Origin of the sequence: Pseudanabaena sp. FACHB-2040 (genome assembly GCF_014696715.1) — a bacterium.
GTDB lineage: Bacteria > Cyanobacteriota > Cyanobacteriia > Phormidesmidales > Phormidesmidaceae > JACVSF01.
The window spans coordinates 128,133-153,214 of the sequence record NZ_JACJQO010000001.1 but is presented as its reverse complement, the minus strand read 5'-3'; the positions used below and the strand labels follow the sequence as shown (position 1 = coordinate 153,214).

Annotated in this window: 30 protein-coding genes; 19 read left to right on the top strand and 11 right to left on the bottom strand. The window is 51.2% G+C overall.

Annotation, left to right across the window (positions count from 1 at the left end; translation table 11 throughout):
- Positions 1 to 43: 43 nt before the first annotated feature.
- The 7 genes from H6G13_RS00700 to H6G13_RS00670 form a co-directional block, all read right to left on the bottom strand.
- Complete coding sequence (locus tag H6G13_RS00700; RefSeq protein ID WP_190481132.1) at positions 44 to 742, bottom strand: 2,3-bisphosphoglycerate-dependent phosphoglycerate mutase; 699 nt, start codon at positions 740 to 742, stop codon at positions 44 to 46.
- 112 nt (positions 743 to 854) lie between these two features.
- Positions 855 to 2,513, bottom strand: coding sequence for an L-lactate permease (locus H6G13_RS00695; protein WP_190481130.1), 1,659 nt, complete (start codon positions 2,511 to 2,513; stop codon positions 855 to 857).
- 28 nt (positions 2,514 to 2,541) lie between these two features.
- Positions 2,542 to 3,528: an L-lactate dehydrogenase gene (locus H6G13_RS00690; protein WP_190481128.1), complete on the bottom strand. Its 987-nt coding sequence runs from the start codon at positions 3,526 to 3,528 to the stop codon at positions 2,542 to 2,544.
- A gap of 206 nt (positions 3,529 to 3,734) precedes the next feature.
- The gene (locus H6G13_RS00685; protein WP_190481126.1) at positions 3,735 to 4,454 is read right to left on the bottom strand and encodes an SGNH/GDSL hydrolase family protein; all 720 of its coding nucleotides are present in this window, start codon (positions 4,452 to 4,454) and stop codon (positions 3,735 to 3,737) included.
- Positions 4,455 to 4,587: 133 nt separating this feature from the next.
- Entirely contained in the window at positions 4,588 to 5,400 is an 813-nt protein-coding gene (locus H6G13_RS00680; protein WP_190481124.1) for a DUF3891 family protein, read from the bottom strand.
- Positions 5,401 to 5,661: 261 nt separating this feature from the next.
- Complete coding sequence (locus tag H6G13_RS00675) at positions 5,662 to 7,305, bottom strand: AarF/ABC1/UbiB kinase family protein (protein WP_190481122.1); 1,644 nt, start codon at positions 7,303 to 7,305, stop codon at positions 5,662 to 5,664.
- Positions 7,306 to 7,382: 77 nt separating this feature from the next.
- Positions 7,383 to 7,967, bottom strand: coding sequence for a DUF924 family protein (locus H6G13_RS00670; protein WP_190481120.1), 585 nt, complete (start codon positions 7,965 to 7,967; stop codon positions 7,383 to 7,385).
- 141 nt (positions 7,968 to 8,108) lie between these two features.
- Here H6G13_RS00670 and H6G13_RS00665 point away from each other — a divergent pair, with 141 nt between their 5' ends.
- The 10 genes from H6G13_RS00665 to H6G13_RS00620 all read left to right on the top strand — a co-directional run bounded on the left by H6G13_RS00665 (position 8,109) and on the right by H6G13_RS00620 (position 14,771).
- Entirely contained in the window at positions 8,109 to 8,396 is a 288-nt protein-coding gene (locus H6G13_RS00665) for a hypothetical protein (protein ID WP_190481118.1), read from the top strand.
- A gap of 142 nt (positions 8,397 to 8,538) precedes the next feature.
- Positions 8,539 to 9,312: an SH3 domain-containing protein gene (locus H6G13_RS00660; RefSeq protein WP_190481116.1), complete on the top strand. Its 774-nt coding sequence runs from the start codon at positions 8,539 to 8,541 to the stop codon at positions 9,310 to 9,312.
- A 19-nt stretch (positions 9,313 to 9,331) separates the two neighbouring features.
- Entirely contained in the window at positions 9,332 to 9,490 is a 159-nt protein-coding gene (locus H6G13_RS00655; RefSeq protein ID WP_190481115.1) for a hypothetical protein, read from the top strand.
- Between the two features lie 57 nt (positions 9,491 to 9,547).
- Positions 9,548 to 9,775 (top strand): hypothetical protein, encoded by a 228-nt coding sequence (locus H6G13_RS00650; protein WP_190481113.1) that lies wholly within the window; start codon positions 9,548 to 9,550, stop codon positions 9,773 to 9,775.
- Positions 9,776 to 10,036: 261 nt separating this feature from the next.
- Positions 10,037 to 10,207 (top strand): hypothetical protein, encoded by a 171-nt coding sequence (locus H6G13_RS28460; RefSeq protein ID WP_206756498.1) that lies wholly within the window; start codon positions 10,037 to 10,039, stop codon positions 10,205 to 10,207.
- Positions 10,208 to 10,455: 248 nt separating this feature from the next.
- Positions 10,456 to 11,208 carry a glucose 1-dehydrogenase gene (locus H6G13_RS00640; RefSeq protein ID WP_190481109.1) on the top strand — a complete coding sequence of 251 codons (753 nt, stop codon included), beginning with the start codon at positions 10,456 to 10,458 and terminating at the stop codon, positions 11,206 to 11,208.
- A gap of 52 nt (positions 11,209 to 11,260) precedes the next feature.
- Entirely contained in the window at positions 11,261 to 11,983 is a 723-nt protein-coding gene (locus tag H6G13_RS00635; RefSeq protein WP_190481106.1) for a DUF4336 domain-containing protein, read from the top strand.
- Between the two features lie 113 nt (positions 11,984 to 12,096).
- Positions 12,097 to 12,837, top strand: a complete 741-nt coding sequence (locus tag H6G13_RS00630; RefSeq protein WP_190481104.1) for an SDR family oxidoreductase — start codon at positions 12,097 to 12,099, stop codon at positions 12,835 to 12,837.
- 461 nt (positions 12,838 to 13,298) lie between these two features.
- Positions 13,299 to 13,769, top strand: a complete 471-nt coding sequence (locus H6G13_RS00625) for a GNAT family N-acetyltransferase (RefSeq protein ID WP_190481102.1) — start codon at positions 13,299 to 13,301, stop codon at positions 13,767 to 13,769.
- 15 nt (positions 13,770 to 13,784) lie between these two features.
- Positions 13,785 to 14,771 (top strand): phosphotransferase, encoded by a 987-nt coding sequence (locus H6G13_RS00620; RefSeq protein ID WP_190481100.1) that lies wholly within the window; start codon positions 13,785 to 13,787, stop codon positions 14,769 to 14,771.
- A gap of 70 nt (positions 14,772 to 14,841) precedes the next feature.
- Here H6G13_RS00620 and H6G13_RS00615 read toward each other — a convergent pair whose 3' ends face one another.
- Positions 14,842 to 15,507: a helix-turn-helix transcriptional regulator gene (locus H6G13_RS00615; protein ID WP_190481098.1), complete on the bottom strand. Its 666-nt coding sequence runs from the start codon at positions 15,505 to 15,507 to the stop codon at positions 14,842 to 14,844.
- Between the two features lie 241 nt (positions 15,508 to 15,748).
- Here H6G13_RS00615 and H6G13_RS00610 point away from each other — a divergent pair, with 241 nt between their 5' ends.
- From H6G13_RS00610 to H6G13_RS00590, 5 genes are all read left to right on the top strand, one after another.
- Positions 15,749 to 16,300, top strand: coding sequence for a GNAT family N-acetyltransferase (locus H6G13_RS00610; RefSeq protein WP_190481096.1), 552 nt, complete (start codon positions 15,749 to 15,751; stop codon positions 16,298 to 16,300).
- 64 nt (positions 16,301 to 16,364) lie between these two features.
- Positions 16,365 to 16,727 (top strand): VOC family protein, encoded by a 363-nt coding sequence (locus tag H6G13_RS00605; protein ID WP_190481094.1) that lies wholly within the window; start codon positions 16,365 to 16,367, stop codon positions 16,725 to 16,727.
- Between the two features lie 103 nt (positions 16,728 to 16,830).
- On the top strand, positions 16,831 to 17,067 hold the full coding sequence (locus tag H6G13_RS00600) for a hypothetical protein (protein ID WP_190481093.1): 237 nt from the start codon (positions 16,831 to 16,833) through the stop codon (positions 17,065 to 17,067).
- 414 nt (positions 17,068 to 17,481) lie between these two features.
- Positions 17,482 to 18,024 carry a carboxymuconolactone decarboxylase family protein gene (locus H6G13_RS00595; RefSeq protein WP_190481091.1) on the top strand — a complete coding sequence of 181 codons (543 nt, stop codon included), beginning with the start codon at positions 17,482 to 17,484 and terminating at the stop codon, positions 18,022 to 18,024.
- A gap of 64 nt (positions 18,025 to 18,088) precedes the next feature.
- Positions 18,089 to 19,411, top strand: a complete 1,323-nt coding sequence (locus H6G13_RS00590; RefSeq protein ID WP_190481089.1) for an adenylate/guanylate cyclase domain-containing protein — start codon at positions 18,089 to 18,091, stop codon at positions 19,409 to 19,411.
- Positions 19,412 to 19,906: 495 nt separating this feature from the next.
- On the opposite strand, the gene H6G13_RS00585 is transcribed toward H6G13_RS00590, so the two are convergent.
- The 3 genes from H6G13_RS00585 to H6G13_RS00575 all read right to left on the bottom strand — a co-directional run bounded on the left by H6G13_RS00585 (position 19,907) and on the right by H6G13_RS00575 (position 22,427).
- Positions 19,907 to 20,422 carry a DM13 domain-containing protein gene (locus H6G13_RS00585; protein WP_190481087.1) on the bottom strand — a complete coding sequence of 172 codons (516 nt, stop codon included), beginning with the start codon at positions 20,420 to 20,422 and terminating at the stop codon, positions 19,907 to 19,909.
- A 221-nt stretch (positions 20,423 to 20,643) separates the two neighbouring features.
- On the bottom strand, positions 20,644 to 20,937 hold the full coding sequence (locus H6G13_RS00580) for a KGG domain-containing protein (RefSeq protein ID WP_242028051.1): 294 nt from the start codon (positions 20,935 to 20,937) through the stop codon (positions 20,644 to 20,646).
- Between the two features lie 428 nt (positions 20,938 to 21,365).
- Entirely contained in the window at positions 21,366 to 22,427 is a 1,062-nt protein-coding gene (locus H6G13_RS00575; RefSeq protein ID WP_190481085.1) for a Fe(3+) ABC transporter substrate-binding protein, read from the bottom strand.
- A 281-nt stretch (positions 22,428 to 22,708) separates the two neighbouring features.
- Between H6G13_RS00575 and H6G13_RS29005 the strand changes: the two genes are divergently transcribed.
- The 4 genes from H6G13_RS29005 to H6G13_RS00555 all read left to right on the top strand — a co-directional run bounded on the left by H6G13_RS29005 (position 22,709) and on the right by H6G13_RS00555 (position 24,820).
- Positions 22,709 to 23,482 (top strand): hypothetical protein, encoded by a 774-nt coding sequence (locus tag H6G13_RS29005; protein ID WP_190481083.1) that lies wholly within the window; start codon positions 22,709 to 22,711, stop codon positions 23,480 to 23,482.
- Between the two features lie 187 nt (positions 23,483 to 23,669).
- The gene (locus H6G13_RS00565) at positions 23,670 to 23,936 is read left to right on the top strand and encodes a TM2 domain-containing protein (protein ID WP_190481081.1); all 267 of its coding nucleotides are present in this window, start codon (positions 23,670 to 23,672) and stop codon (positions 23,934 to 23,936) included.
- A 147-nt stretch (positions 23,937 to 24,083) separates the two neighbouring features.
- Complete coding sequence (locus H6G13_RS00560; protein WP_190481079.1) at positions 24,084 to 24,575, top strand: DUF2752 domain-containing protein; 492 nt, start codon at positions 24,084 to 24,086, stop codon at positions 24,573 to 24,575.
- A gap of 35 nt (positions 24,576 to 24,610) precedes the next feature.
- Positions 24,611 to 24,820 carry a hypothetical protein gene (locus tag H6G13_RS00555; protein ID WP_190481077.1) on the top strand — a complete coding sequence of 70 codons (210 nt, stop codon included), beginning with the start codon at positions 24,611 to 24,613 and terminating at the stop codon, positions 24,818 to 24,820.
- The last annotated feature ends 262 nt before the right edge of the window (positions 24,821 to 25,082 follow it).

The window sequence follows — 25,082 nt, the reverse complement described above, 5'->3', positions numbered from 1 at the left end:
GGAGTAGATAAGCTTTGTCTCCGTGTCCCCCTATCCCCGCGTCTTAATTATTCAAAATCACCTTGCCTGTCACTTTCCCTTCGTCATCAAACTCATAGATGATTGGAATTCCGGTGACTAGCTCTAGTGTTGGCACGTCTTCTTCTTTGAGGTTGTCTAGCACCATGATGATGGCCCGCAGCGAGTTGCCGTGGGCAGCAACTAAAACGTTGTTGCCTTCCCGGAGGTGGCACAGGATGCGCTGGTTGAAGTAGGGGATGACTCGTTTTTGGGTGTCTTCTAAGCTTTCGCCACGGGGGGGGCGGGTGGTGTAGGAGCGTCGCCATTCGTGAACTTGGGCTGCGCCATATTTAGCAGCGGTTTCGGCTTTGTTTAGGCCCTGTAGGTCACCGTAGTAGCGTTCATCGAGGGCTGCACAGGTGAAGATGGGCAGTTCCTCGCTGGGTTCGCCTTCATACCTGTCCCAGCCATGCCAGTCGGGATCGCTGGCATCGTGTTGGATGATGGGAACGCGACCGCCGCAGATTTCACTGCACTCAGTCAGGCAAACAATGGCCGTTTCGATGGCCCGAATCAGCTTGCTGGTATAGCAGACCTGCACCCGATAGTCTCGTAGCTTGGTTGAGGCAATGGTGGCCTCAGCTCGACCTCGCTCGCTCAGGGGCACGTCTACCCAACCAGTGAACTTGTTCGCGGCATTCCAGAGGCTTTGTCCGTGGCGGATGAGGATGAGTTGGGGCATGGTTGGATCCTTTTGTAGAAATAGGGAGAGGGGAAGACGCGGGGAAAGGGAGAAGGGAAGGATGGGAGATGGAGATCTTGCTGCTTGTCTTCTTCTGTGTCTCCGTGTCTTCTCACCCCACCACCACTAGGCCCAGCAGCCCCGTAAACCCCAGGTAATACAGCACTGGGATCATGAGGCGGCGAATTAGCAGACCTTCTCGGCCCAGGAGGCCGACGGTAGCGGCGGCGGCGACGATGTTGGAGACACAGATGACGTTGCCGGCTGAGGCCCCTACACTTTGGAGGGCAAGAATGGCGGCGGTGGGGGCGTTGATGGCTTCGGCAACGCCGAATTGGAACAGGGAAAACATCATGTTGCTGACGGTGACGCTGCCTGCGACAAAGGCTCCGATCAGGCCGACGATGGGGGCGAAGAAGGGCCAGGTTTGGCCGGCTAGGGCAGATATGCCTGCGGCTAGGGTGAGGGGCATGCTGGCCAGTCCGGCAGTGTTGACTTCGGAGTTGATGAAGACACGGGCCATGAGGACGGCAGCGCCGAGGGCCAGGGCGGTTTTTTGCAGTAGGGGTAGGGCTTGTGCGATCGCATTCCTCATCTCCGGCGGCTTCATCTGGTGGAGGAAGTAGGTGATTACGACCACGACCAAAAACAGGGTGGCGGGTAGGTAGAGGGGCTGGGAGGAGATGGCCAGGTTGGTGCCTAACACGTTGGGCCAGCTCAAGCGCAGGCTCTGGAGCCAACCACGCAGGGGCAGTGCCTGCAGCCGCGACAGCACCAGCAGCAGGCCCAGCAGCAGGTAGGGCAGCCAGGCTTTAAGCACGGTCATCGATTGGGGCGGGGTGCGCAGCTGGGGCATGACGCTGCCTATCCACTCGTCGGGCCACTGCTCCTCGGGGGGGAAGTCCCAGATTTGCGGAGGCTGCAGCCAGCCTCGCCGCAGTACGCCAACTATGACCATTAGCCCAACTAGGCCGCCAATTAGAGAGGGGAACTCAGGCCCCAGAAAAACGGCAGTCAGGGTGTAGGGTAAAGTAAAGGCGACGCCTGCTAGCAGGGCTAGCTTCCAGAGCTTTAGCCCCTCAGAGAGGGAAGAGGGGCGGCCAAAGAAGTAGGTCAGGGTCAGCACCAAAATCAGGGGAATGAGGGTGCCGATCAGGCCGTGCAGCAGTCCGGCTTGGGCAGCGACCTGATCTAGATAAGCTGGGAAGGGCAGCTCTTGACTGGCCAGGGTCGCCTCTACGGTTTCGGCTCCTTCTAGCCCAGTGGCGACGCCAAAGAGGATCGGGGTGCCCACAGCCCCAAAGGTCGAGGGAGTGCTCTGGATAATCAGGGCGACCATGACGGCAGCCATCGCCGGAAAGCCTACGGCTACTAGCAGCGGCACGCAGATCACGGCGGGCGTGCCAAAGCCAGAGGCCCCTTCGATAAAGCTGCCAAATAGCCAGGCGATGATAATCACCTGCACTCTGCGATCGCGCGACAGCCCCAGTAAGCTCTCGCGAATGACGCTGATCGCCCCCGACTCGCGCAGCACGTTCAGCAGCAGAATGGCTCCCAGCACGATATAGAGAATCTCAGCAGCAATCACTGCGCCCTGTATCAGCGAGGCTGCTACCTGGATGGGGGGAACACGCCAGATTAGGAGTGCGATCGCAACCGTTACCAGCAGCGCCCCCGGCATTGCCTGACTAGCAGGGCGACGAGCTACCACCAACAGCAAAAACACCGTCAAAATCGGTAACAAGGCAATCAGGAAGTAGAGCAGAGCCATGAGGTCGTCACCGGGCGACGTTTTCAGTCTAGAACCGAATCTGGTCGATCACGTCCCGCAGGGTTCGGGCAGAGGCACAGAGCTGGGTCTGCTCCGATTCGCTCAAAGGCAGCTTGAGCACTCGCGTTACCCCCATGCGGTTCACGACGGCAGGCAGGCTGAGACAGAGATCTTTAACGCCAGAAATATCATCTAGCAAAGAACTCACGGTCAGCACCCGATTTTGGTCTCGCACGATTGCCTGCACAATTTGGGTTACGGCCAGGCCGATAGCGTAGCTGGTATAGCCCTTGCGCTGAATAATTTCGTAGGCAGCGTTTTTGGTTTGGTTAAACACGTCATCCATCGCCTGCCGGTCGGCGTCGGGCATGCCGTCGTAGTAAAGTCGCGCCCCAGCCACATTGGTCTGGCTCCAAAAAGGCACTTCGCTGTCGCCGTGTTCGCCAATCACATAGGCATGGAGGCTGCGAGAATCGATCTGCAGCTTGCGGGCCAGCAAGTAGCGAAAGCGGCCCGTATCGAGCACCGTGCCCGACCCTAGTACCCGCGCTCTGGGCAGGCCCGACAGCTTCCAGGCCGCGTAGGTAAGCACATCTACCGGGTTGCTCACCATCAGCAAAATGGCGTCGGGGGCGTGGCTAACGATATCGGGGATCAGCTTTTTGAGGATTTCGACGTTTTTTTGCACCAAGTCTAGGCGGGTCTCTCCCGGTTTTTGAGCTGCGCCTGCGGTGACAATTACGATGTCGGCTCCGGCTCCGTCTGCCATCGTGCCGGCTTTGATGGTGGTCGGCTCGACAAAGGGCATGCCCTGCTCCAGGTCCATCACCTCTCCCTCCAGCTTTTCCCGGTTGATGTCTACCAGGACCATCTCATCAAAGACGTTTTGGATCAGTAAGGAATAGGCGCAGGCCATACCCACCTGTCCCGCCCCAACAATCACCCCTTTGAGGGGGCGCAGCGGATCTACCTTCAGGTCAGGCACCGGATTGTTAATAAATAGAGTGTCGAACATAATAATTTGAGAATAAGAATGGCAGTCACGCTGGAGAGAAACCAGGTTTCTCCTCTACAGCCTCAAGTTGAGTTTAAGCTAGCAAAGTAGAAACCCGGTTTCTGGCCCAATTATTTATTGCTGTAGAGAAAAACTGAGTTTCTCCTCTACAGCCCCAAAATGAGTTCAAGCTGCAAGGAAGAAACCCGGTTTCTGGCCTAACCTTATTAGATTTTGTCGAGGACATAGGGGAGAAAAGCTCGCCGCACTTCCGATGCTCCTCGCAAGCTGGGCTCAATGGTGGCGGTAAACCAGGACGAGTCGCCTTTCAAAAAGTGAGCCTGGAGATCGACGAATTGCCCATAGCGATTGGCAATGTCTTGAATTGCCCCATTCATGCGCTGGAGATTGTTACGGGCAGTGCCTGCGTCAATCCCTAAAAAGTTGCGGCTGTCGTCTCCCAAAGTGGGGTCGTAGACATTGCCCAGTAAAACAGGACGAATAGGTAACTGCTGGATGAACGTATCGAGGGCATTGGCAAAGGCTGCAATTCCTGGGCCTGTGTCTTGAATTAGGCCGCGCAGCAGATCATTGCCGCCGATGGTAATGAGTGCGATCGCATCTCCCTCGACCCGTAATCCCCGCCCCTGAAACAGCAGATCTTCAACCGTGGCCCCATCTTGGGCTCGGTGTTCCAGGCGAGCAGGGCCGCGCGCGACCAAGTCTTGACCTTGAAATTCAGGAAACAGGCGATCATCGTTCTGCACCAGGAGCTGTCCTGGGTGCACCCCAAACTCGTTGTATCGTCCGCAGTCTAAAATCGAGTCGCCAAATGTGTATAGCGTCACCATTGCTTGTTCCTGCCGATTGCAGCCCCAGAGCGTCAGAAGACTAGCTCCACCCGCTGCTTGAATAACCTGTCGCCGCGTAGGTCGAAACCGAGCCATTACGCCCTCCTCTTGGTTCGACCCTAACACTAGAAGATGGCCAGGATGGCGACCAGAAGACGGATTTTGCTCTAGCTTATTTAGCTAAATGGCAAAGGCTTGATCCCAACTAACATTCAAAACGATTGTTTTCCTAACCTTGTTTCACGGTTGCCTCTTTATCTGTCGGGTAAAGAGTCGCTGTCAGGGTCACCCAGGGAGCCTGACCAAGGCGATCGCGCATGGTTAGCTCGTCAGTAAATTTCTCCTCCAAAATCCGTCCTTCAAACACAACAGTCACTTCACGCGGCTGAAAACACCACGGCTCTACTGATATTCGCGTTAAATCATGATCGATAGGCATCAGCGTTAAGGTTGTTTCGCCCGTTGCGGTCGGCACTTGTTCAAACTGTCGCTGTTGGGTTAAGCCCATACAAATGGTAAGAGACAGTGCGTCTAGAGTCGCGACAAGGCGCTGGTTGCGGGTGATCGCTTTTGGTGTCACATACGAAGCATAGGCTGGATTTTGTTCTAAACGACGAATTAACTGTTGCTGGAACTCTTTCTCCTGTTCCAAAAAAGCTTCGACAACTCGTGTTGATTGAGGCGATTGCTTCCAGTGAGTAAAACGCTCATATAACCCTGTGCCGTGCAGGGAAACCAACAGTGCTGCATACTGCCCCATGGGCAGTGCCAAGTTTTTTGCCCGCGCCCAAAGTTGGGTGTGAACTTCTGGTGCAACCTCATTGAAGCTATGCGGATAGCCTGTGTCAGGATTGAGCGTCGGAGCCATCTCCCAAGAAACCCAACCAACGTCATGCTGTTCTGCGCCTAAACAGACTTCTTGGCGAGGAGCGATCTTGCCAAATAATTCATTGCCCCAGGCTTGAGCCAGTTGACCAGAAACCCAAGCATGGGTGGGTTGAGTAATACAAATTCTGTTTTCGCCAAGGGTTCGGTACAACATAGCTGTTCCTATTTGAGCAAGCCTTTGCTCAAACTTTAGCTACCTAAGAAACAGATGCCCTCATGCCGCAGGTCAGAACCAGGAATATAAAGAATCTGATGATGCAGAACAGTCATAATGAAGCAATTTTTCACCTTCTCAGGCATCCTAAAGGAGCCTGTCTTGACCGTCTATTTCATCTTTGATCCGGTAAATTTATGCTTCTTCAGAGCCGTTGAGAAGGTTGGGTTGGGCCGCCAGAAGCTTTGTTTTGGCTTCACTTTACCGCCACCGGGTTGTTCTTAAAATGCTAAACACTAGCCACAGACCCAGGAGGCTAGCAGCGGCAAACAAAATATTGCTGAGAATTTGCCCCTGCGACGACTGCTGGCTAGTAGAGACAATGGCAGCTCCAATAATCAGTGCGGCTACCACCGTACTAAAGGCCCGCCGATTAGCAGCATTTTCGACGCTGCGGCGAATGTCATCGAGGCCTTGAACGTTGAGGTTCCAGGTAAGCTGCTCGGAGCTGAGCCGGTCTAGCAAAAAGCTAAATTGCCGAGGCGAACTCAAAGACAGGTTGCGAAACTCCAGGCCCGTCCTTAAAAGAGCCTGAACCGGGTCTTCTCCCACCAACTGCTGGCGGAATAGGTCACTCATCAGCGGCTTTATTTCATCCAGCAGATTGACCTTGGGGTTAAACTGGCGGGCGGCCCCTTCTAAGTTGGCCATAGATTTGGCAAAGAGGCCGACGTTGGCAGGCCAGCGCAGGTGGTTACGGGTGCCTGCATCGAGCACTTCGCCAAAGACTTTGGCTGTATTGACCTGCTCTAGGTCAAGGCCGTAGTAGCGGCCCAGCAGCTGGCTGTACTCGCTCTCCAGCTTAGCCAGGTTGACTGTCTGCAGCGGCTCGGCAATATCTAGGGTGAGCTGGGTGCAGCGCTGGGCGTCGCAGTTGACGATGGCCAGCACCATTTCGGTCAGGGTGGAGCGGGTGCGAGGGTCCATGCGGCCCATCATGCCGCAGTCTAGCAGCGCTAGTCGACCATCTCTGAGGTAAAAGATGTTGCCAGGGTGAGGGTCTGCGTGGAAAAAGCCGTCTAGAAAATATTGCTTGATAAATGACCGAAACAGCAGCGTGGTAATGGAGCCGCGCACGACTTCGGCGGCGGGGCTGGGGTCGATGGCAATGTCGGCAGTGAGAATGGGCTGGCCGTCTAGCCACTCCATGACCAGCAGCTTGGGATTGGTCAGCTCCCAATAAATCTCGGGGACGACAATTTGCTTGGGGTCGAACCACTTGGCTTGAGACATGCTGCGGCGCAGCTGATCGGTATAGGTGGCCTCGGTGGTAAAGTCCAGCTCATTGTGAATGGCTTCACTAAACTCTTCGGCCAGGGCTACGACGTTGTAGCGCTGGCCAAACTGGGTGGCCGACAGCAGTCGAGCAATGTCTCGAATCAGCGCCGTATCGCGGGCAATTAGGCGGTCGATGCCGGGACGCTGCACCTTTAGGGCCACCTGGCGGCCATCTTTGAGCACGGCATGGTGGGTTTGGGCGATCGATCCAGCTGCGATCGCATGGTAGTCCAGCGTCTCAAACAGCTGCTCTGGTGGCTTGGGCAAATACCGCCGAATCGTTTCTTCTACCTCACTTGCCGGAGCAGCAGGCACCGTCGTCTGGAGCCTGCTCAGCTCTTCGATGTAGGCAGCAGGCATGAGGTCGGGCCGGGTGCTGAGGATCTGGCCAAGCTTGACATAGACTGGCCCCAAGTCGGTCAGGATATTGCGCAGTACGGCGGGTGGGGGTAGTTCGGGTTCGCCAGCTTGGCTGCCGCTAAGCAGCCGCCGCATGGAGTCCCAGCCGTGGCGCAATACCACTTCAACAATTTCCCCTTGGCGGGATATTCGGGATGAGACTGTCATGCGTTTTCTCCTTGCCTTAGCTTGATGCTAACGAAGTTTGGTTAAGCCTGGGGTAGCCTGGTCTTGAGAATCAGCCTTTAGAAACGAGAACCTGGCTGAGTGAGAAATTCAGCTTCTGCGGGCGTTGACTCTCGGCCTAAAATCTCATTGCGGTGAGGAAAGCGGCCAAAGCGTTCAATCACCTCTTGGTGCCGCAGGGCGTAGTCGAGGTTGGTTTCAAGCTCAGGGTTTTCGTGAGCTAAGGCCTGAAACAGCCGCACCGATTCTTGCTGGTCGGCTAGGTTTTCACTGTGCTCAAGGGGCAGGTAAACAAAAATGCGCTCTAGGTCAGTCAGCAGCTGGTCAAACCCCTGCTGCACAGCATAGCGCGCGGCAGCTAGCGCTTGACCATCGGTCGCAAAGCTGCGGGGGGCGTTGCGAAATAAATTGCGCGGCAGCTGATCGAGCAGCAAAATTAGAGCCAGACAAGGGCGAGCGGTGGTCTGCCAGTCGCTGAGCTGCCCTGCTGCTGCCTGCTCGTAGTCTTCTAGAAAGTGAGTGCGCAAGGTTTCGTCAAAGGCTGGGTCTTTTTTAAACCAGACCTGTCGCTGCTGGCCGTATTCGCTGTCCGGCACCATCGGATCTCCAAACCAAAAGTTTAAGATGGCTTCTACCCGATCCATGAAAAGCGCTCCTTAATCACAAAAGATGTTTTGTTTGCTGAGTAGACCAGATCTCCCTCAAGCTAACGTTATGACGGTTGAGGGTTCTTTAGGGCATCCTAAGAGAAACGGACAGTTTTTACGGGCTTTCTACCTAAAATCATGGATCTTTCAGTTTTGCTGGCAGTTGCGATCGCGCTGGCTATCCTTTTCTGGTGGCGGCAGCGCAAGCAAAGCAAGCGCATTCGGAGCAAAGTACCCACGTTTGCGGGCAAAGCCAACGCCTCTGTGCAGTCGGGCACCCGCCGTCAGCTGCTGCGACTGGTGGGCGGCAGTGGCTCTACTGCCGAGCGGCTGCTCTCTCAACTGCGGCAGCGCTATCCGGGCGAGTCGGAGCAGTGGTACTGGGAAAAAGCTATTTACGATATCCGCCGAGATCGCCGCAGCTAAAGGGCAACTGCTATAGTCTTGTGTTCTCGGTCCTTTGTCATCTGCCTTTTGTCATCCGTAACGGGCAACTGCTAGCGTGTGTTTAAAGAGAGTACTGCCCGCTTCGACTAGGCGGTATCCCCCCAAAATAGCCACGTTACCGATGAAACTTAACCTATTCAAGCCCTATCTGCTAGCGGGTGCGATCGCAACCCTAGCTACCCTTACCGCAGTCTCTTGCGCGTCGCAGTCCACTCCCCAGACCTCGACTTCAGCGCCGCCTGCTACCAGCCCAACTTCTGCCGTCAGCACCCCAGACCCTACCATCAGCACCCCAGACCCTGCCGTCAGCACCCCGGATCCTACCGGTGGCATAGACGCAGCAGAACCTACCGCCCAGGCCCCTACCTCCAGTGAAGTGATCACCTGCGTTGTCACAATGGCGGTGGTGGACGACCCAGAACCACCCCTCAATGTGCGCTCAAGTCCTGCCGTCGCAGACGGTAACAGGGTAGATCAGCTAGAGAACGGCACCTATCTGACGGTGACTGGAGAGCAGTCCGGCTGGTTCAAGATCAGCGAGCCGGTGACGGGTTGGGTAGCCCAAAACCGGGTAGACAGTTCCTGCAATCAAAAAGTAGAGCGTATCCGATTTTCGGCGGGGGCAAACCCCCTCGGCATATCTGACCGCTTTGTGGGAACTGGCAGCCACCAGTATGTGATCCCTGCAACTGCGGGCCAAACTCTAACGTTGCAGAGCCAAGAAGGGCCGCTGCCATTTATTGCCGACCCCGATGGTCAACCCTTGACCGAAACTGTCGGATGGGAGACTCAAACCGACTGGAGTGGTCGGCTGCCGCTGACAGGCGACTACACGTTAACGCTGGACTCCAACTACAAGGGCTACGACTATACGTTTTCTATGCAGATCCAATAGCGGGTCAAGCAGCAGTCGGTTGCTTTACCTGCCAGCCCTAATCCTAAGCCCGCTGGTGGGTGAGCATCTGCAACTCAAATTGAGTCTTAACCTAGATGTACTGCACTTTGTCGAGGGCGTGGCGACCTTTAAGCTGCTCGGGTCGAGGGTAGGTGCGATCGCACCTGCTGGTGAGTAGTCTTTCACTGCGGCTCGTTGATCCGGGAGCAGCAGCCCCGGCACCTGACTGCCAGTTGTGAACCACGACTGCAAACTGCGCTTTCTCTACGAAGAGTCGCAAGACTACTACTGCTCCTTCCGCCAAACCATGCTGCCCCAGTGCCGCTACACCCACGAAGTTGTAGCCAGCCAGCTAGCCAACGAGGTAAAGCGCGCCCTGCAAAGCCAGTGGCAAGATGCCCCAGCGCTGACCACCGAAGCCCTGACAGACCACCTCGAAGCCTCTTCTACTCATGCCGCTTAAGTGATTTTTGTCACTCAGTAAGGACGGCCCCGTCACGCTGAGAGCCGCTTCTTATCACCCGAAACCGCCTAAAAGATCACGCTGCTAGGCGGCGTCTATCACTCGGCTTAGAGGACAAACAGGCGACTATTGAGTACTTAGGTGCTCAATAGTAATCTTTCCATGTGCGCCATTCCGCCCCAGTCTATCCCCCCAGGCAAAGGAGTTTTTACCCCATGCCATCCCCTGCTGAAGGTTTTGAGGGCAGTCAGGCGGAAGCTGGTGAGAGGACTGTTTAGCCATTCTGATCTGCAGGTCATCAAGTTTTCCAATGACAGCGAAGCCTGGTGGTACGTCTACGATCCGCAGACGGGCGAGCAGTTTTATGCGGCGACTGAGGAGGAGCTACGCAGGTGGATCAAGACGCGCCACCTGCGCAAGCTGATCTATTGACCGCCGAGAGACCGGTTTTCTGCTGCTGGCCTAGATCAAATCAGAGACAGCTCGACAGACGCGCTAGCGCCCTTTGCCCAGCCTACGAGTGCTCTTACCCTGTCCAATTGCCTGTAGAGACTTATCTGAATCACCGGTGACGACGAGCGTTTGAAGACGGCTTGTGATGCGATCGCAAGAACTGCATAGACAGCTATAGAAATTCCCTCCAAAATTGCCTGAAAACACCGCTGATAGGAGTTGGCAGCATGAAACTTGGGCTAGATGGGAAAGTTGCAATTGTCACGGGCGGTAGTTCTGGGATTGGTCGGGCAACTGCAGTTGCCTTTGCTCAAGCTGGGGCAAAGATCGTTGTAGCAGCGCGACGCACTCAAGAAGGCGAAGAAACCGTTCGCCTTGCCAAAGATGTAGGGGCTGAAGCTCTATTTATTCAAACTGACGTAACAAAAGCTGCCGACGTAGAAGCATTAGTGAACACGACGCTAGAAACCTTTGGCCAGCTAAACTGTGCCTGTAATAATGCAGGTTTTGGCAAAACTGTTCCGCTGACTGAGCGTTCAGAGGAAGAATGGGATGCAGAAACAGATGTCAATCTGAAAGCTGTTTGGCTATGTCTGAAATATCAGATCCCAGCGCTGCTTAAAACCGGATCGGGAGCCATTGTCAATATGGCATCAATGGGCGGCGGAGTAATTGGTGTTCCTGGTCTTTCTAGCTACAACGCAGCCAAAGGAGGGGTCGTCGGACTCACTCGATCAGCAGCAATGGAGTTTGCTGGACAGCAAATTCGGATCAACGCCATTAGCCCAGGACTGATTGCGACAGATATTCTTGCCAATGTGCCTCAGGAAGCGCTTCAACAGATGATTGATACAATTCCAATGCAGCGGGCGGGGCAAGCAGAAGACATCGCAACTGCAGTTGTGTGGTTATGCTCTGATGCAGCATCATACATTACAGGACACAATCTAGTCATTGATGGTGGATTCACTGTTCAATAGGAAGCGGCATAATATTTACAATCTTTTTAAGCCCATCGTTTGAGAGATTGTCATGCTTAAAGAAATTGATAGAGATATTTGGGTTGCCGAACAGCCGTTTCGATACTTAGGATTCGGTATTGGCACAAGGATGACGGTAGTTCGGCTAGCAAACCGTGAACTGGTCGTTATTTCTCCAATTCAAGCCAGCGAGACAATCGTAAGCCAACTTAGAGAACTTGGAACCGTTAAGCATATTATTGCTCCTAATCTTTATCACTATCTATTTACAGCTAGATTTAAAGAGTCCTACCCAGACGCAACATTATGGGCCGTGCCAGGTCTGGCAGACAAAAAACCAGATTTGCCAATCGACCAAGTAATTGAGAGCGACATAAATAATCCATGGGATGGGATTGAACACGTGTTCTTCGAAGGGTTCAAGACAATTGGTTTAACGGGTTTTGATTCACTGAATGAATGCGTATTTTTTCATCCAATGAGCCGCACCCTGATCTTGACTGATACGGCCTTTCACTTTGATGAGAGCTTTCCAGTGATTACGCAGTTAGCGACCAGAGTGATTGGAGGATATAAAAGCTTGAGCCCATCATTACTGGAGCGAGTTGCGACCCTAGAAAAGGGAAAGGTAAGAGGGGCCGTCGAGAAAGTTCTAAGTTGGGATTTTAACCGAGTGATTATGGCTCACGGCAGCATCATAGAGGAGGTTGGAAAGGAGAAATTCAAGCAGGGATATGAGCAATTTCTGGGGCAAGCAGTGAATGCTGCTACATAACGATTACACAACGATTCTGGCGTGGTGGAATTTTCCGCATCCCTAGCAGAGCTGCTAAACTTGCCACCGTCACTGGCGTGAACGGTAAGTGTTACATGGATATTGTCTAAAGTATGAGTGAAAAAAGAGTTGCGCTCGTCACGGGTTCGACCTCCGGTATCGGGATGGCAATTGCAAAACAGCTTTCCGAAGATGGCTTTGTCATTGCCTTTCATTCCAAATCTTCACTAGAAACTGGGCAAGCATTGGCGCAAAGTCACCCCGGTTCATCCTATACACAGGCGGATTTAGCTGACCAAAAGCAGGTTTGCTATTTGATAACCGAAGTTGTATCGCACCACGGTCGCCTAGATGTTTTGGTGAATAATGCAGGTATTAATGCAGTTATTCCTCATAACTCTCTTAAGGAAGCCTCAGCGGAAATCTGGCGAAATCTGTATGAGGTCAACGTCATTGCACCTTGGACTCTCATTGCAGAGGCGGAAAGTGCGCTACGCAAGTCGTCGAGTAGTGATCGCCCCAGCTGCATTCTGAATATCAGTTCCCACGCAGGTGTTCGTCCTAAAGGGGCTTCAATTCCCTATGCTGCCAGCAAGGCAGCTCTGAACCATATGACACGGCTCTTAGCGGTGAGTCTCGCACCACAGATTCGAGTAAATTCAGTCGCACCAGGATTGGTCGAAACTCCGATGACCGAGAATTGGACAGAGGCGCGAAAACTTTGGAAAGAGCGTTCACCGATGGGGCGAGGAGCGCAACCTGCGGAGATTGCGCAATTGGCTTCTATGCTGATTGCGAGTAACTATCTTACTGGCGAGATCTTAGTTTCTGATGGTGGCTTAAATCTCACTTGAGGGTTTAGAGAAATACTCGGCAAGTATTGGTTAGTAACCGTGAGAAAAACAAAGCGATTCTATAAACTTGCTAAGCATCATAGATCTGTCACGTTTGATCAGCTGCCTATCAAGTCGAGGCAAATATGGAGCTAGAGAGAAGATTGAGTGCAAGCAGAATTTTCTTTCTATTGAGATTGTCATTCTGCTAGCTGGCCGCGAGGACAACAGCCTAAAAGTTGTTTGTAATCATTCAGAGCCAAATTGACTACAGTTGTAGTATACTGTAGTATACTGATATGGTTTACAAAGTCTTGTCAATATTGCCTGTGATTCAGATTGCCTGTGATTCAGCAACTCTACCTAAAGTGTTTTTTGTGTGGGAGGTGCTTAAACCGCCGATTGAAGCTCCACGGTTTTTACCCTTCAGCCTGCCGATATGTGCATGACAACTCACTGATCTCAAGACACTGAAGCTCACTATGATTCGACCCGCTACACCTGATGACACAACCGCGTTAATCGCTATAGCCGATGCAATCGGCTTTCAGCCGAACGAGCGTGAGGAGTTGAGCGCGATGCTGACCGATTACTTCAGTGGCGGCAGCGACAGTGCTCCTTTTTGGATCACTGACGATGACAATGGGCCAATTGGGGTCGCCTATTGTGAGCCGGAACGGATGACTGATCGGACGTGGAACCTGCAGTTGATCGCCATCCGGCCTGACCGTCAGGGGCAAGGACGCGGTGCGGCACTATTGCGCTACGTTGAGCAAACACTGACGGCGCGCGGTGGGCGCGTGCTGCTAGTAGAAACATCAGGGCTACCGGGCTTCGAGCGCACGCGGACATTCTACGCGAAGTGTGGCTATGAGGAGGAGGCGCGCATTCGCGACTTCTACGCGGCGGGCGATGATAAGGTCGTGTTCCGCAAAGTGCTGAACGCAGGCTAGACCTATTGAAGCAGTATGAATGCAGAAATTGCTCGGACCGCCTTGACGCACTATGGGTTACCCGATGCTCAAGTGACATTTTTAGGACGAAGCCAGAACACGACCTTTCGAGTTGAGATACCCACAGGCGATAAGTTTCTACTCCGTTTCCATAGTGGAATCGAGGTTGCCGGCGATAGTTTGCGTAGCTTTTGGAGAGAGCCGCATGTCATTCAGTCTGAGTTGCTGTGGCTAAATGCGATCGCACATAAAACTGAAATAACTGTGCCTCAGCCTGTGCGGAATCGCTCGGGTGAATGGGTTACCAACATTGCCAGCACGGAATTTGGGTCTTCGATATTTTGTTCATTGCTGCGGTGGGTAGAAGGCGAACATGTTGATGGTGAACCTACAGTACAGCAGGTCCGCCGATTGGGTATGGTGATGGCCCAACTGCACCAACATTCAAGCAATTGGTCGTTACCACCTGGCTTTTCTCGCCCCACCCACAGCGTGGAACAGCTTAAGGCTGCAACGTCTCAGCTTGACGTGTTAGTTCAGAATGGAACGATTTCGATAGATGATTATCAGGTGTTTCAAAAGGCTGCCGCGCAAGTCCAAGAGTTTATGACTGGACTGCAACATGCGCACGATACTTGGGGCTTAATTCACGCTGATCTTCACCAAGGCAACTACGTTCTCTATAACAACGAGGAAGTGCGCCCTATTGATTTTTCACGTTGCGGCTTTGGCTTTTATCTCTACGATATTGGTCAATCGCTTGGAGACCTGGATGCGTCCTTGCGTTCACCCTTTTTTGAGGGTTATACAAGCGTCCGGGCGTTGCCAGCAGACTACCAAGGCATCGTTGAAGCATTCTTCGTAGGAGCAACAGTGGAAAACTTCGCTTTTCTCAGTGCCAATCCCCAGGAACACGAGTGGCTTTCTCGGGCTGTGCCCTACGTCGCCAAAAACCACTTGCAGGCATATCTACATGGCGAGACCTTCCTATTTCTAAAGTGAGCCGCAAAGAGGTGGGCATCGAATAAGCCAACAGACGCTAGCGAAAGCTTTAGACATTGTTGGAGCTAAATTAAACTGTTTCTATCAGTTGACTACTCAGGGCTTTTAGATCAACTGTATATTGCTGAAATAGTTCATTTAGGGTTGTCTTGTCTGTTTCAGACAACCGTATCAAAGCCCACAGAAGATGCTCAGTCCCAATTGTTCTTTTGCCCTGAAGCCGAACGATCTGCAAAGCAAGTTCTAGAACAAACTTACCTTGGGGGCTAAATTTTAGATGCTCGCGAGATTCAAAAGAATGTTCATCGGTTATGACTTCCACTGTTGCGCCATTAGCCCGCAGCAGTTGGGCCGAAGTTGTCGCTGGATCAGCCAATAGCCCAGCTAATAGGTGTTCTGGCTCAACTTGTAAGCTCTGCAAGCGGGCCGCTTCATTTTGAGCAAATGCGATCGCATTAATTGCCTTTTCTGTAAACCGCTCAAAACCAAAGTCGAAACCAAAGAAATTTTTGACTCGCTCAACCAGTGTTTGCATGGAGTTCCTTGCCTCGTAGATAAAAACGTCCTCGATCGCGACATTAAACAGATCGGCAATTTTGAAAGCCATTTCTAAGCTGGGATCAAACTTGCCAGATTCAAAACCATTGACCGCCTGACGACTGACCCCTAGCTCTCTGGCGAGGTCAGCTTGTGACCATCGATGCAGCTGCCGAAGGTCTTTAAGTCGGTTTTTCATGGATTAGTCTGTGTGCCGTCAAGTAACACTTTACACATTCTAGGCATAGAGTGTCAAGTGTTACTTGACACTCTATGCCTAGGCTATCGTTTGAAGCAACTCAGAATCTCCTTTCAGACACGGCAGCATCATTCTGTTAGAACGGAGTAGAAAAGTTAATTGGTGTTGTAGAAGCTTTTAGCTGTCATACAGCAACTCAGCTGAGCCGTAGTATTAACTGACCAGGTTATTTGTGACTTTTATGAGCCAACAAACTTACTTAAAAGTGCCCTTTGCGTGGGAAGAACCCAAACCACTGATTGAGGTTCCGCCTCGGTTGACCTACGAACCGGCCATAGCAGTACCCAACAATCTGCTCATTTCAGTTGTTGGGCGGGTGATGGCTTCGTCAACAGATCCAAGCTATCAGAAACAAGTGTCCAGACATGGCCCTGAGGAAGCCGCTGAGATTTTCTTGAGTGCAGCCAGAGATGGCTTCTCGTGTCAAGATGAGTGGTGGCAGTTTGGAATCAATGAGAATGGTGACATTGTAGGGTTTGTACTTCCGGTAATTTTTGAAGGGTGTGCCAAAGCGGGATTAGAAGAAGGAACTATCTACGGGATAGGGGTTTTGCCAGAGTACCGGGGTTTTGGTTTTGCAAACGATCTCTTGTCAAAGGGGACACAGACCTTACAAGAGGTGGGAGTTTGGCAAGTATTTTGTGATACGGGTGTAGAGAATGTGCGAATGATTTCTACATTCAAGCGAGTTGGCTATCGACAATATGGTAAACCTTGGGAGCGCCCTATTTAAGCTAGCTGCTGTTGGTCGCTCCTTCATAAGCACTCAACATCTGCAAGCGCAGGTAAGGAAGATCATGAGTAACCCAATGTTCAATTCGGCTGTTCCAGTCTTGGCTTCGTTAGATATTACCAAGACTATTCATTTCTATTGCTCAGTGCTCGGATTTACCAAAATTCATGAGGAGCCAATGGTTTATGGGATTATTCAGCGTGATGCAGTACAGATTCATTTCTGGGCTTGTACTGAAAAACACATTGCTGAAAACACCGCATGTCGTATCAATGTTCACGGAATTAGCGCGTTATATGCTGAATGCCAATCTAAGGGCATCGTTCATCCCAATGCATCCTTGCAAGACAAGCCTTGGGGAACCCGTGAATTCGGTGCTACAGATGAAGACGGCAATTTAATTACTTTCTTTGAGGAGATTCAATAAGATTAGGCAGAAATCTCTCCCTTACTTCTGCAATTGTCTTTGCCTATATGATTGCTTCCGCTGATCAAATACAACAATATGTTTTCACAGGAATTTTTACACAATGGAATCGAAACCCCACACCTTTAAAGAAACTGTCAAAGAAACGTCCTTACTGTTTTCAGGGGGCGCTGGCGCTGGACTAATTGCGTTTGCCCTGTTTAGCGGTATCTGGCAAGTCGACCACTTTAGGTGGGTTATGGGAGGCACAACCCTTGCTTGCGGTGTATTAGCCGTGCTGCTGCGCCAAAACTTCGTTCGGATGTTAAGTGCTCTGATGAACAATGCACCCTGGCTCTAGATTTAGAAATGAAAAAAGTTTGGTTTTATAGCTTTTGCTTTTACCTATTAGCCTCTGGCTGTACAAGCAGCGACCTCAGTAGTCAGCAGAGACAACCTAACTAAGTAAATATACCTAAAGAATCAACAACCCACAGCGCTAACAATGAACACCTATCAAATGGGCAGCACTTAGCGATCGCAGTTTTTGTTTCAGATTCTAGAGCTGATGATGTGGCTCGTGAAGCAGTGATCGCAAAGGTAGCTCGAGCTGTGTGGGATGAGTGGAGTCAATAGGTATTAATCAACATTGAGTACATAATACACAGCTAGAATTTACATTAAATTGTGTAAATAAGCTCAGGCTAAGGGAAATTAGGTTTGTAAAGCTAATAGGGTAAGAATTTGCTAGCTTCTCAAATAAAGCTTTAACCCTATGTCATACTTTGAAATTCTAGAGTACGACAATTTGAATGATGAAAAATCTAAAGTAATTTATGAAGAAATTTCAGCCGAATTAGGCTTTGGTATTGTTCCCAATCTATTCAAATCAATGGCCGTTCGCCCTGATTTTCTTGAGGCGAACTGGCACAAGTTTCGTTCAGTCATTCTAGAGGGCGAAGTACCTCGCACCTTAAAAGAGATGATTGGTGTTGCCATCTCTCAAGCAAACCAGAGTGAGTATGCGCTAAAAGTACACCTGCACGGACTGTCTGTACTTGGTATTAGCGAAGAGGTTCTTCGAACTCTGGCTACAGACTTTGAAAACTGTCCACTCCCAAGCCGGGAGAAGGCCGTTATTCGCTTTGGCCTACAGGCAGCTACCAACCCTCGTGACCTGAGCACTCAGGATTATCAGAATCTGCAGTCCTGTGGTTTAGATAGCACAGAAATATTTGAAATTATTGCAACGGCAAACCTGTTTACCCAGATAAATCAATATACTGACGCCATTGGCTTGGAGATCGACGCTCTCTAATTTATTGAGGTGCGTTAGGCTAGTAGAATAGCTTTAGAACGGGACAACGTTTAGGCCGTCATCAATGCCTCAACTATCCGCGATCAATGCCGTGGAGAGCTCAAAATCGACTAACCAATTAGCCTCAGCCCAAGCCCTTTCAAGCCGAATTGCTGCAATTAACGAAATAGCAGTTGCAGTTAATCGATCTCTTAATGTAAATGAGATTTTAAAGATTGTTGGCAAGAAATCAAAATGGCTGATCGAAATCGATCACCTTAGCGTTTATTTGATTTCTCAAGAATCAGATTCTCTGGTGAATCTGTTTGGCTCTAATCTAGAGCTAGACCAAGTCAAAAATTCTAAGTTTGATTCAATTCATCGGGCTTTGAGATCAGGTCAGCCTCAAGTTGTGCGCCAGCCATCTGATATGTTTTGGCCAGAGCACAAGGCAGCGATGATTGTTCCATTGGAAAATCAGCGAGGGCGGTTCGGAGCCCTTGTTTTTTCAAGCATTCAGCCTGCGGCCTATACCTTAGATGATGTCCGCATTGGTTATTTGCTGGCTTTGCAACTTTCATCTGCGATTCAAAACGCCGAACGGTTTGAGGAGATAAATCGTCTATATGCGGTTATTGCGGATGAGCAGAGACGTTCAGAGGAGCTGTTGCTCAATATTTTGCCCGATGAAATTGCTAAAGAACTAAAAAGTACAGGGAAAGTAAAACCTGTTTACTACAAATCCGTCTCAGTTCTGTTTGCTGACTTCAATGGATTCACTCAGCTTTCAGAATCTTTTACTCCAGAAGAACTGGTTGATGAACTGGATACCTGCTTCTCCTACTTCGATCAAGTGATCGATAAGTATGGCTTAGAAAAGCTAAAAACGATTGGCGACAGCTACATGTGTGTGGGGGGCATTCCTATCCCTAGCGCTACTCATGCGGTAGATGCCGTTCTAGCTGCAATGGAAATGCAGCTGTATATACAAATCCGCAAGGCTCAAAAGAAAAAGCTCAACCAGCCTTACTGGGATGTTCGCATTGGCATTCATTCCGGGCCAATCATGGCTGGGGTAATTGGGCGGAAAAAGTTTGCCTATGATGTTTGGGGTGATACGGTCAATATCGCCTCTCGGATGGAATCTTCGGGTGTTCCGGGGAAAATTAATATCTCTAGCGCGACCTTTGAGCTAGCTAAGGATTTCTTTGAGATTAAGTATCGAGGCAAAATTGTGGCCAAAAACAAAGGCAGCCTGGATATGTTTTTGGTAACGGGAATTCAAGATCAGCTTTCTCTTTATCCGGGAGGGGTTTTGCCCAATCACGATTTTGTCAATCTGTATTTGGCAAGGCACCCGGAGGCTCCTGTAATTGAGACCCAGAAATGGATTTCTCTAGCTTTTTAATGCTTATGGTGCAGCATACTAGAAGGCTATAGCAGTGCTTGCTGAGAAATGTTTCTCCAAAGGCTGTTAAAGCACTGCGAGCATGCTGCACTTTTCGATTACCAAAAGGCTATGCGTTAAATATCACCACCTAAGCCTGGAAGCAATTGCCCCCAGCAGCACTACCAGTCCAAGGCAGTGCCGTAAGTAGTTGACTCCTTAAAAAGCTCTAGCCAAGTCCAAGTAAACAACGCGCCATACGCCAACGCGTCTACACCCGCATGGAGATTACTGCTGGTGGGTAGAAACTTAAGCAGAGTTGCGCCTAGTCAAACCAGAATTGGCAGATTTGGTTTTGTGCGATCGCAATATTGCCGTCGCCGTCTCAAAAGGTTTATCAAACAGAGCATTTTCTATCAGCCAGGGCCTAGACGTATCTGCATTAAAACTAGGCTCTGGCGCTTCGGGCCTGTCTCTTAAGATGGGAACTCAGCCCGCCTGCGTGAAGAGACTACATTACGATTGCAGCGAAGCAGCCCCAAAGGTGGCATTGAACTGACGGCACCAGATCCCCACGGAACTGTAGTCTGCTAGGTTTAGCTCTGGCGGAATGGCGTAGCGCTGGGTGCCCTCCGTGCTTTGCAGTTCCTCAATTACGACGTACTCGCCTTCCTGCAAGGGATAGGCGGGGCTCTGGGTGACGGCTAGAATATCCTCTGCCTGGTGTAGCACCACAGTTAAATCAGGGCCGGGATCGGTTTTAAAGGCGGCATCAAATTCCAGATAACGCATGCCATCTTCTTCAATAATGCGAACAGTTCCTGTAGTAGGGTGCTCAGCGGCAACAAAGGTGCCTGAGAGGCCTGGGGCGGCTGTTGTAGTGAGGGGAGCTTCTGAGGCAGCAGGGGCAGTCGCAGAGGGGGCTGTGGGGGCGGTCTCCGTTGACGCTTGTTGTCCGGCACAGGCAGTGGTTGCAACTAAGGTTGATAGTGCGATCGCAACGCCGATTCCTTTCCAAAAATTCATTTTCATTAGAGTTCTTCTCATTGAGGGTGCTCCTACTTTAAGCAAACAGGCTGACAGCAGTCTGAGAAAACAAGGCCCCAATCTGAGAAACTCCTGAATCTTCGTTGATAAACTAGAGGCGAAGCATTCACATAGCCTTTTGGAGCAGGTCTCCAAAAACTGTTTGCGAATGCTTCGCCCCTAGCAGCATCAGGGGTGCGGGTAGCGCACCCGATGGGAGTTAAGGCTTACTGGTCGCCCTTACGGCTTTTTTCACCGCCCTTGCGACCAATCTTAGCCATGTGCTCCCGGTTTTTGCTGACGCTCTTGCCGCCCTTGCGACCAATCTCGGCCATGTGCTCGCGGTTTTGGCTTACACTTTGGCCGCCTTTGCGACCGGCTTCCCTTGCCTCATCAGAAGAGAATTTATGAGCTGTCCCTTTTTCATGGGCAGCCTGTCCTCCCTTACTGGCGATCTCCCGCTGCTTTTCCGGGTCCATTGAGGCAAAACCACGCCGATCTTGCTTTTCTTGACTAGCCATAATCCATCTCCCAGTTTCCGGTCCTAGATTGATGGGAATATGCTAGTTGCAACAATCTGACAGCCTCTTCCATCTTAGGTTGGATTGAATGGGTATTTGTTTTGAATAGATGGTGAGGTTTAAACCAAAAAAAACTGCCTGCTTCAGCAAAAGCAGCGCATTTCTGCAGAATATTGATTTTTAGAGCATTTTTAACTAATCGAAAAGCTACCCCTTACTTTTGGCCAAAATTGCTGCAGGTATGCCTTTTGTCGCTCCATCGAGTTCAATGGAGACAAACACGAGATAACGCCTCTACTCCTTTTGTGTAGCACCCAGGCTGAGCCGCTAGAAGAATAAGTGATCTCAAATAAAGAGAAAAGGCAGGCACGATTGCCTGCCTGACGGCGAAAGCCAGCTAAAACGCCCTAATCAAGGTAGCTACACGGCTACTTCCAACCAGCGCGATCGCAAATCTGTAGCGCCTCAGGGTTGTTTTCGCCATAGACGGAAGCATTTAGCGTATCTTCTTTAAACTCGCCAAAGTCAGCCACGACTGAGTCAATTTCCACCCCTTCCACTACTGGGTATTCATTGTTACCTTCAGCAAAAATGCGTTGCGCTTCAGGACTCACCATATACTCCAAAAATTGAATAGCGGCAGCTTTGTTGGGGGAAGATTTGAGCACCCCGGCCCCACTAATGTTGATGTGAGTACCCCGATCGCTCTGGTTAGGGAAGAAAACGCCAACTTTAGAGGCCACTTCTTGATCTTCGCGGCTGTCAGATTTAACCAGGCGGGCCAGATAGTAAGTATTGGCAATGGCTAGGTCGCCCTGTCCGGCCGCTACAGCCTTGATTTGAGCTGTGTCGTTGCCCTCTGGTGGTCTGGCAAAATTTTCGACAAAGCCCCGCACCCACGCTTCAGTATCGGCAGCTCCATTGGCGGCAATCATAGAGCCAACCAAAGACTGGTTGTAGATATTAGTAGAAGAGCGGGTTAGAATTTGCCCCCGCCACTTAGCATCGGTCAGGGCTTCGTAGGTCGATAAATCTGAAGGGCTAACCCGCTCTTTGTTATACACAATCACTCTGGCCCGCTTGGTCAGACCAAACCACAGCCCCTCAGGATCGCGCAGGTACTCCGGCACAGCCTGGTTAAGAATCGACGATGAGACAGGCTCAAGCAGGTTCTCCTGCTCAGCTCTCCAGAGCCGACCCGCATCAACTGTTACCAACAGATCTGCTGGGCTGTTGGTGCCTTCGCCCTTAATCCGTTCAATCAGCTGGTCGGCTTCTGCCTCAACCACATTGACCCGAATGCCGGTAGCGTCTTGGAAGCTCTCGTACAGGCTCTCGTCAGTGTCATAGTGACGGGCTGAATAGAGGTTGACCACAGGACCTCTGCGGAAAAGCTGGGCCGAGGCTCGACGGGGACGGCTCAGTTCACTCAGCGCCACCACAGTCGCGGCTGTCCCAGCACCCAAAAATACGCGTCTGCTTAATTTCATGGAAAGTTCCACCTCACAAGGGCTTCGACAAGCGTTTACATCAGGGCCAGCAGCCCAACGCTCAAGACAGCAACGATTCTACTACTAATGAGATACACTCTCAACAAGATTTTATTTTTTTGAGCTCTAGTGAGGATTTTCTGCTTTAAGCTTCCAGGAGAGAATGCAGCAATCTATAGCGACTTGAGCTTAGGTTTAAGACGGTGTAAGCTTTTACGGCACTCCTGTAGATATCTTTCACAAGAATCATTGGCACCTGAGGGGAATAGCCTTTCTCAACAATGCTGACTGCCAAGCCAGAAGAAACCCCAACAAAGAAGACTCGCAGGCCACCGCTGCCGCCCCTTCAGAAACGCTGGCCGGCCACCCTGAGTGCAGGGGTGCTCTGCATCCTCGCTTCGCTGGGCCTGCACGGTCTTCTGCTCAAGCTGCCGCTGGACGTGCTGCACCCTTCCTCAGAAACCGAGAACCCCGTTGAGCCAGAGACGGTGACCGAGACCGTGGCGGTAACCCTGTTGCCCCCTGCCTCTAAAGTGGAAGTGATAGACCCGCTGCCAGCGGCATTGGAGGCCCCTTCTCCACAGCCTGCCCCACCCCCACCCCCATCGCCATCGCCCCGCCCGGCTACACCCGCCCCAGTCCAACCTGAACTGCCTTTACCCGCCGAGGCTGTGACTGAGCCACCCCCAGACCCGCCTCCACCGTCTCCGGCAGATACCCCACCAGACCCCTATGCTGGCTTTCCCCACTTGGCTGGGGCCACTGCTGGGTGCCAGGACTTGTCTAATTGTTGGCGCAGCGAAGCTGATAGCTGGCGAGCAGCTGCTAGAACTCTCCAGGCCCAGTTAGAGAGTCAGGGCTATGAGCTAGACGATGAGACTGAGGAAATTTTGGGAGAGGATACAGGCGTGCGAATCTATGCCGTGATGCGCGACGGCAACCCTGCCTACTATCTCAATCTGGTTTCGGTTACAGGTGGCATTCTTTATACCATGACGCCAGAGCCGATGACGGCAGATGCGATCGCATCTATCGTAACCACCGAGCGGTTTTAGGGTTAGGAAGTGGGTTGATGACCCAAAGGCCCCTCTTTGACCATCGCATTTTCTTTCCCTTCGTAAAGAGAAGCGCCATAGTATTTAGAATCTCCGTCATTTGGTAGGGCAGGAATCTTGCTGGGTACTATAGTCGCGCACCACGCAATTTGACTACACGCCTCAATCCGTCTCAGGAGTTTTTCTAATGACTAGTCCCGCTTCTACTCCAAGTGCTGAAAAGAAGGTAGCTGCCGGCATCTGCGGCATTCTGTTAGGAGCCCTTGGCGTCCATAAATTCATTCTCGGATACACCACCGAAGGGGTGATCATGCTGCTAGCATCGCTGCTCACCTGCGGCATTGCTGCCCCGATCATGGGCATCGTCGGCCTCATCGAAGGAATTACTTACCTGACCAAAAGCGATGAACTATTCATAAGCACCTATGTGACCAGCAAGAAGGGATGGCTCTAACGCCCTACTGTTGATTAAAAACAATTGTCTGTTGAGATAAACCTCGCTGATATATCTGTGTTCAGACAATTTCAAAAACTAGGTCATGATAAATTCTTAGCACTTTGCAGATGTGAGGATAAGCAGCCTAATGCGGTTTATCCTCCTTTGCAAACTCTCGCTCGCAACGGCTTGAACCGCAGAGCCAAACTGGCTCGATGGGGTATTTTGGGCTTTACCAGTGCGCCGCTGCTGGGGGCTTATGCTTACAACAAGGGGTATCACATTCCTCTTTTAGTCTGCCCCTTTCGCTCTCTGACCGGCATTCCCTGCCCAACCTGCGGCATGACTCGTTCATTTATGGCAGTTGCGCGCGGGGATTTGGTGCAAGCTCTCAGCTATCACCTGTTTGGCCCAGCTCTATTTCTCGTGCTGTTAGCTGCTGCACTGCACATTACTTGTGAGATTGCCAGCAATCGGCGGATCGAAACTTTTTATAGTCAGGGGCTTCTGAACCATCGACTCCAGCTGCTGTTTATTGCTAGTTTCTTGGGGTATTACAGCCTTCGTCTTCAGGGGTTGCTGAACTCTGGCGAGTTAGCAACTTCCCCGCTGTTGTCTTCATTCAGACAGTTTCTGCTAATTTTGCTGCCGAGCTAGCTCCCTTTTAACTCCATCACTAACACGTCACCCTGATGAAGAATAAAACCCTATTTTTAACGCTGATGCTCGTTGGCGGCGGATATTTTGCAGCCTTTTCTCAGCTAGATCTGAGCATCTTTATTAAAGGGTCAGTTGCGCTGCTGCCGCTGCAGTTAGTAACCCTAGGGTATGTCCTATATGTACAGTGGCGCGATCGCATTCTGGCAGAGCAGACATGGGACATCAAAGGGCCCACGAGATAAGTGCTGATCGGTAAATTTCCCATTGAGGCTTCTCTATCAAGCAAGCATTAAATTTGGCAGCCACTATTTTTTGGGGAAATAAATTGCTATTTGTTGAGGTTTTGTTTACTTGGCTCAACGGCTAAACACGAAACTTCATGTGGTGAACTTTTTCTAACTGGGGATCTTCGTTTTTTATCTCCGCGTTAATCTGAATTTAGAGCAATTGAGTTAGCCCTAATTGTTGGAGTTAACCCGATGAAAGCCGCCACTTGATATGGTT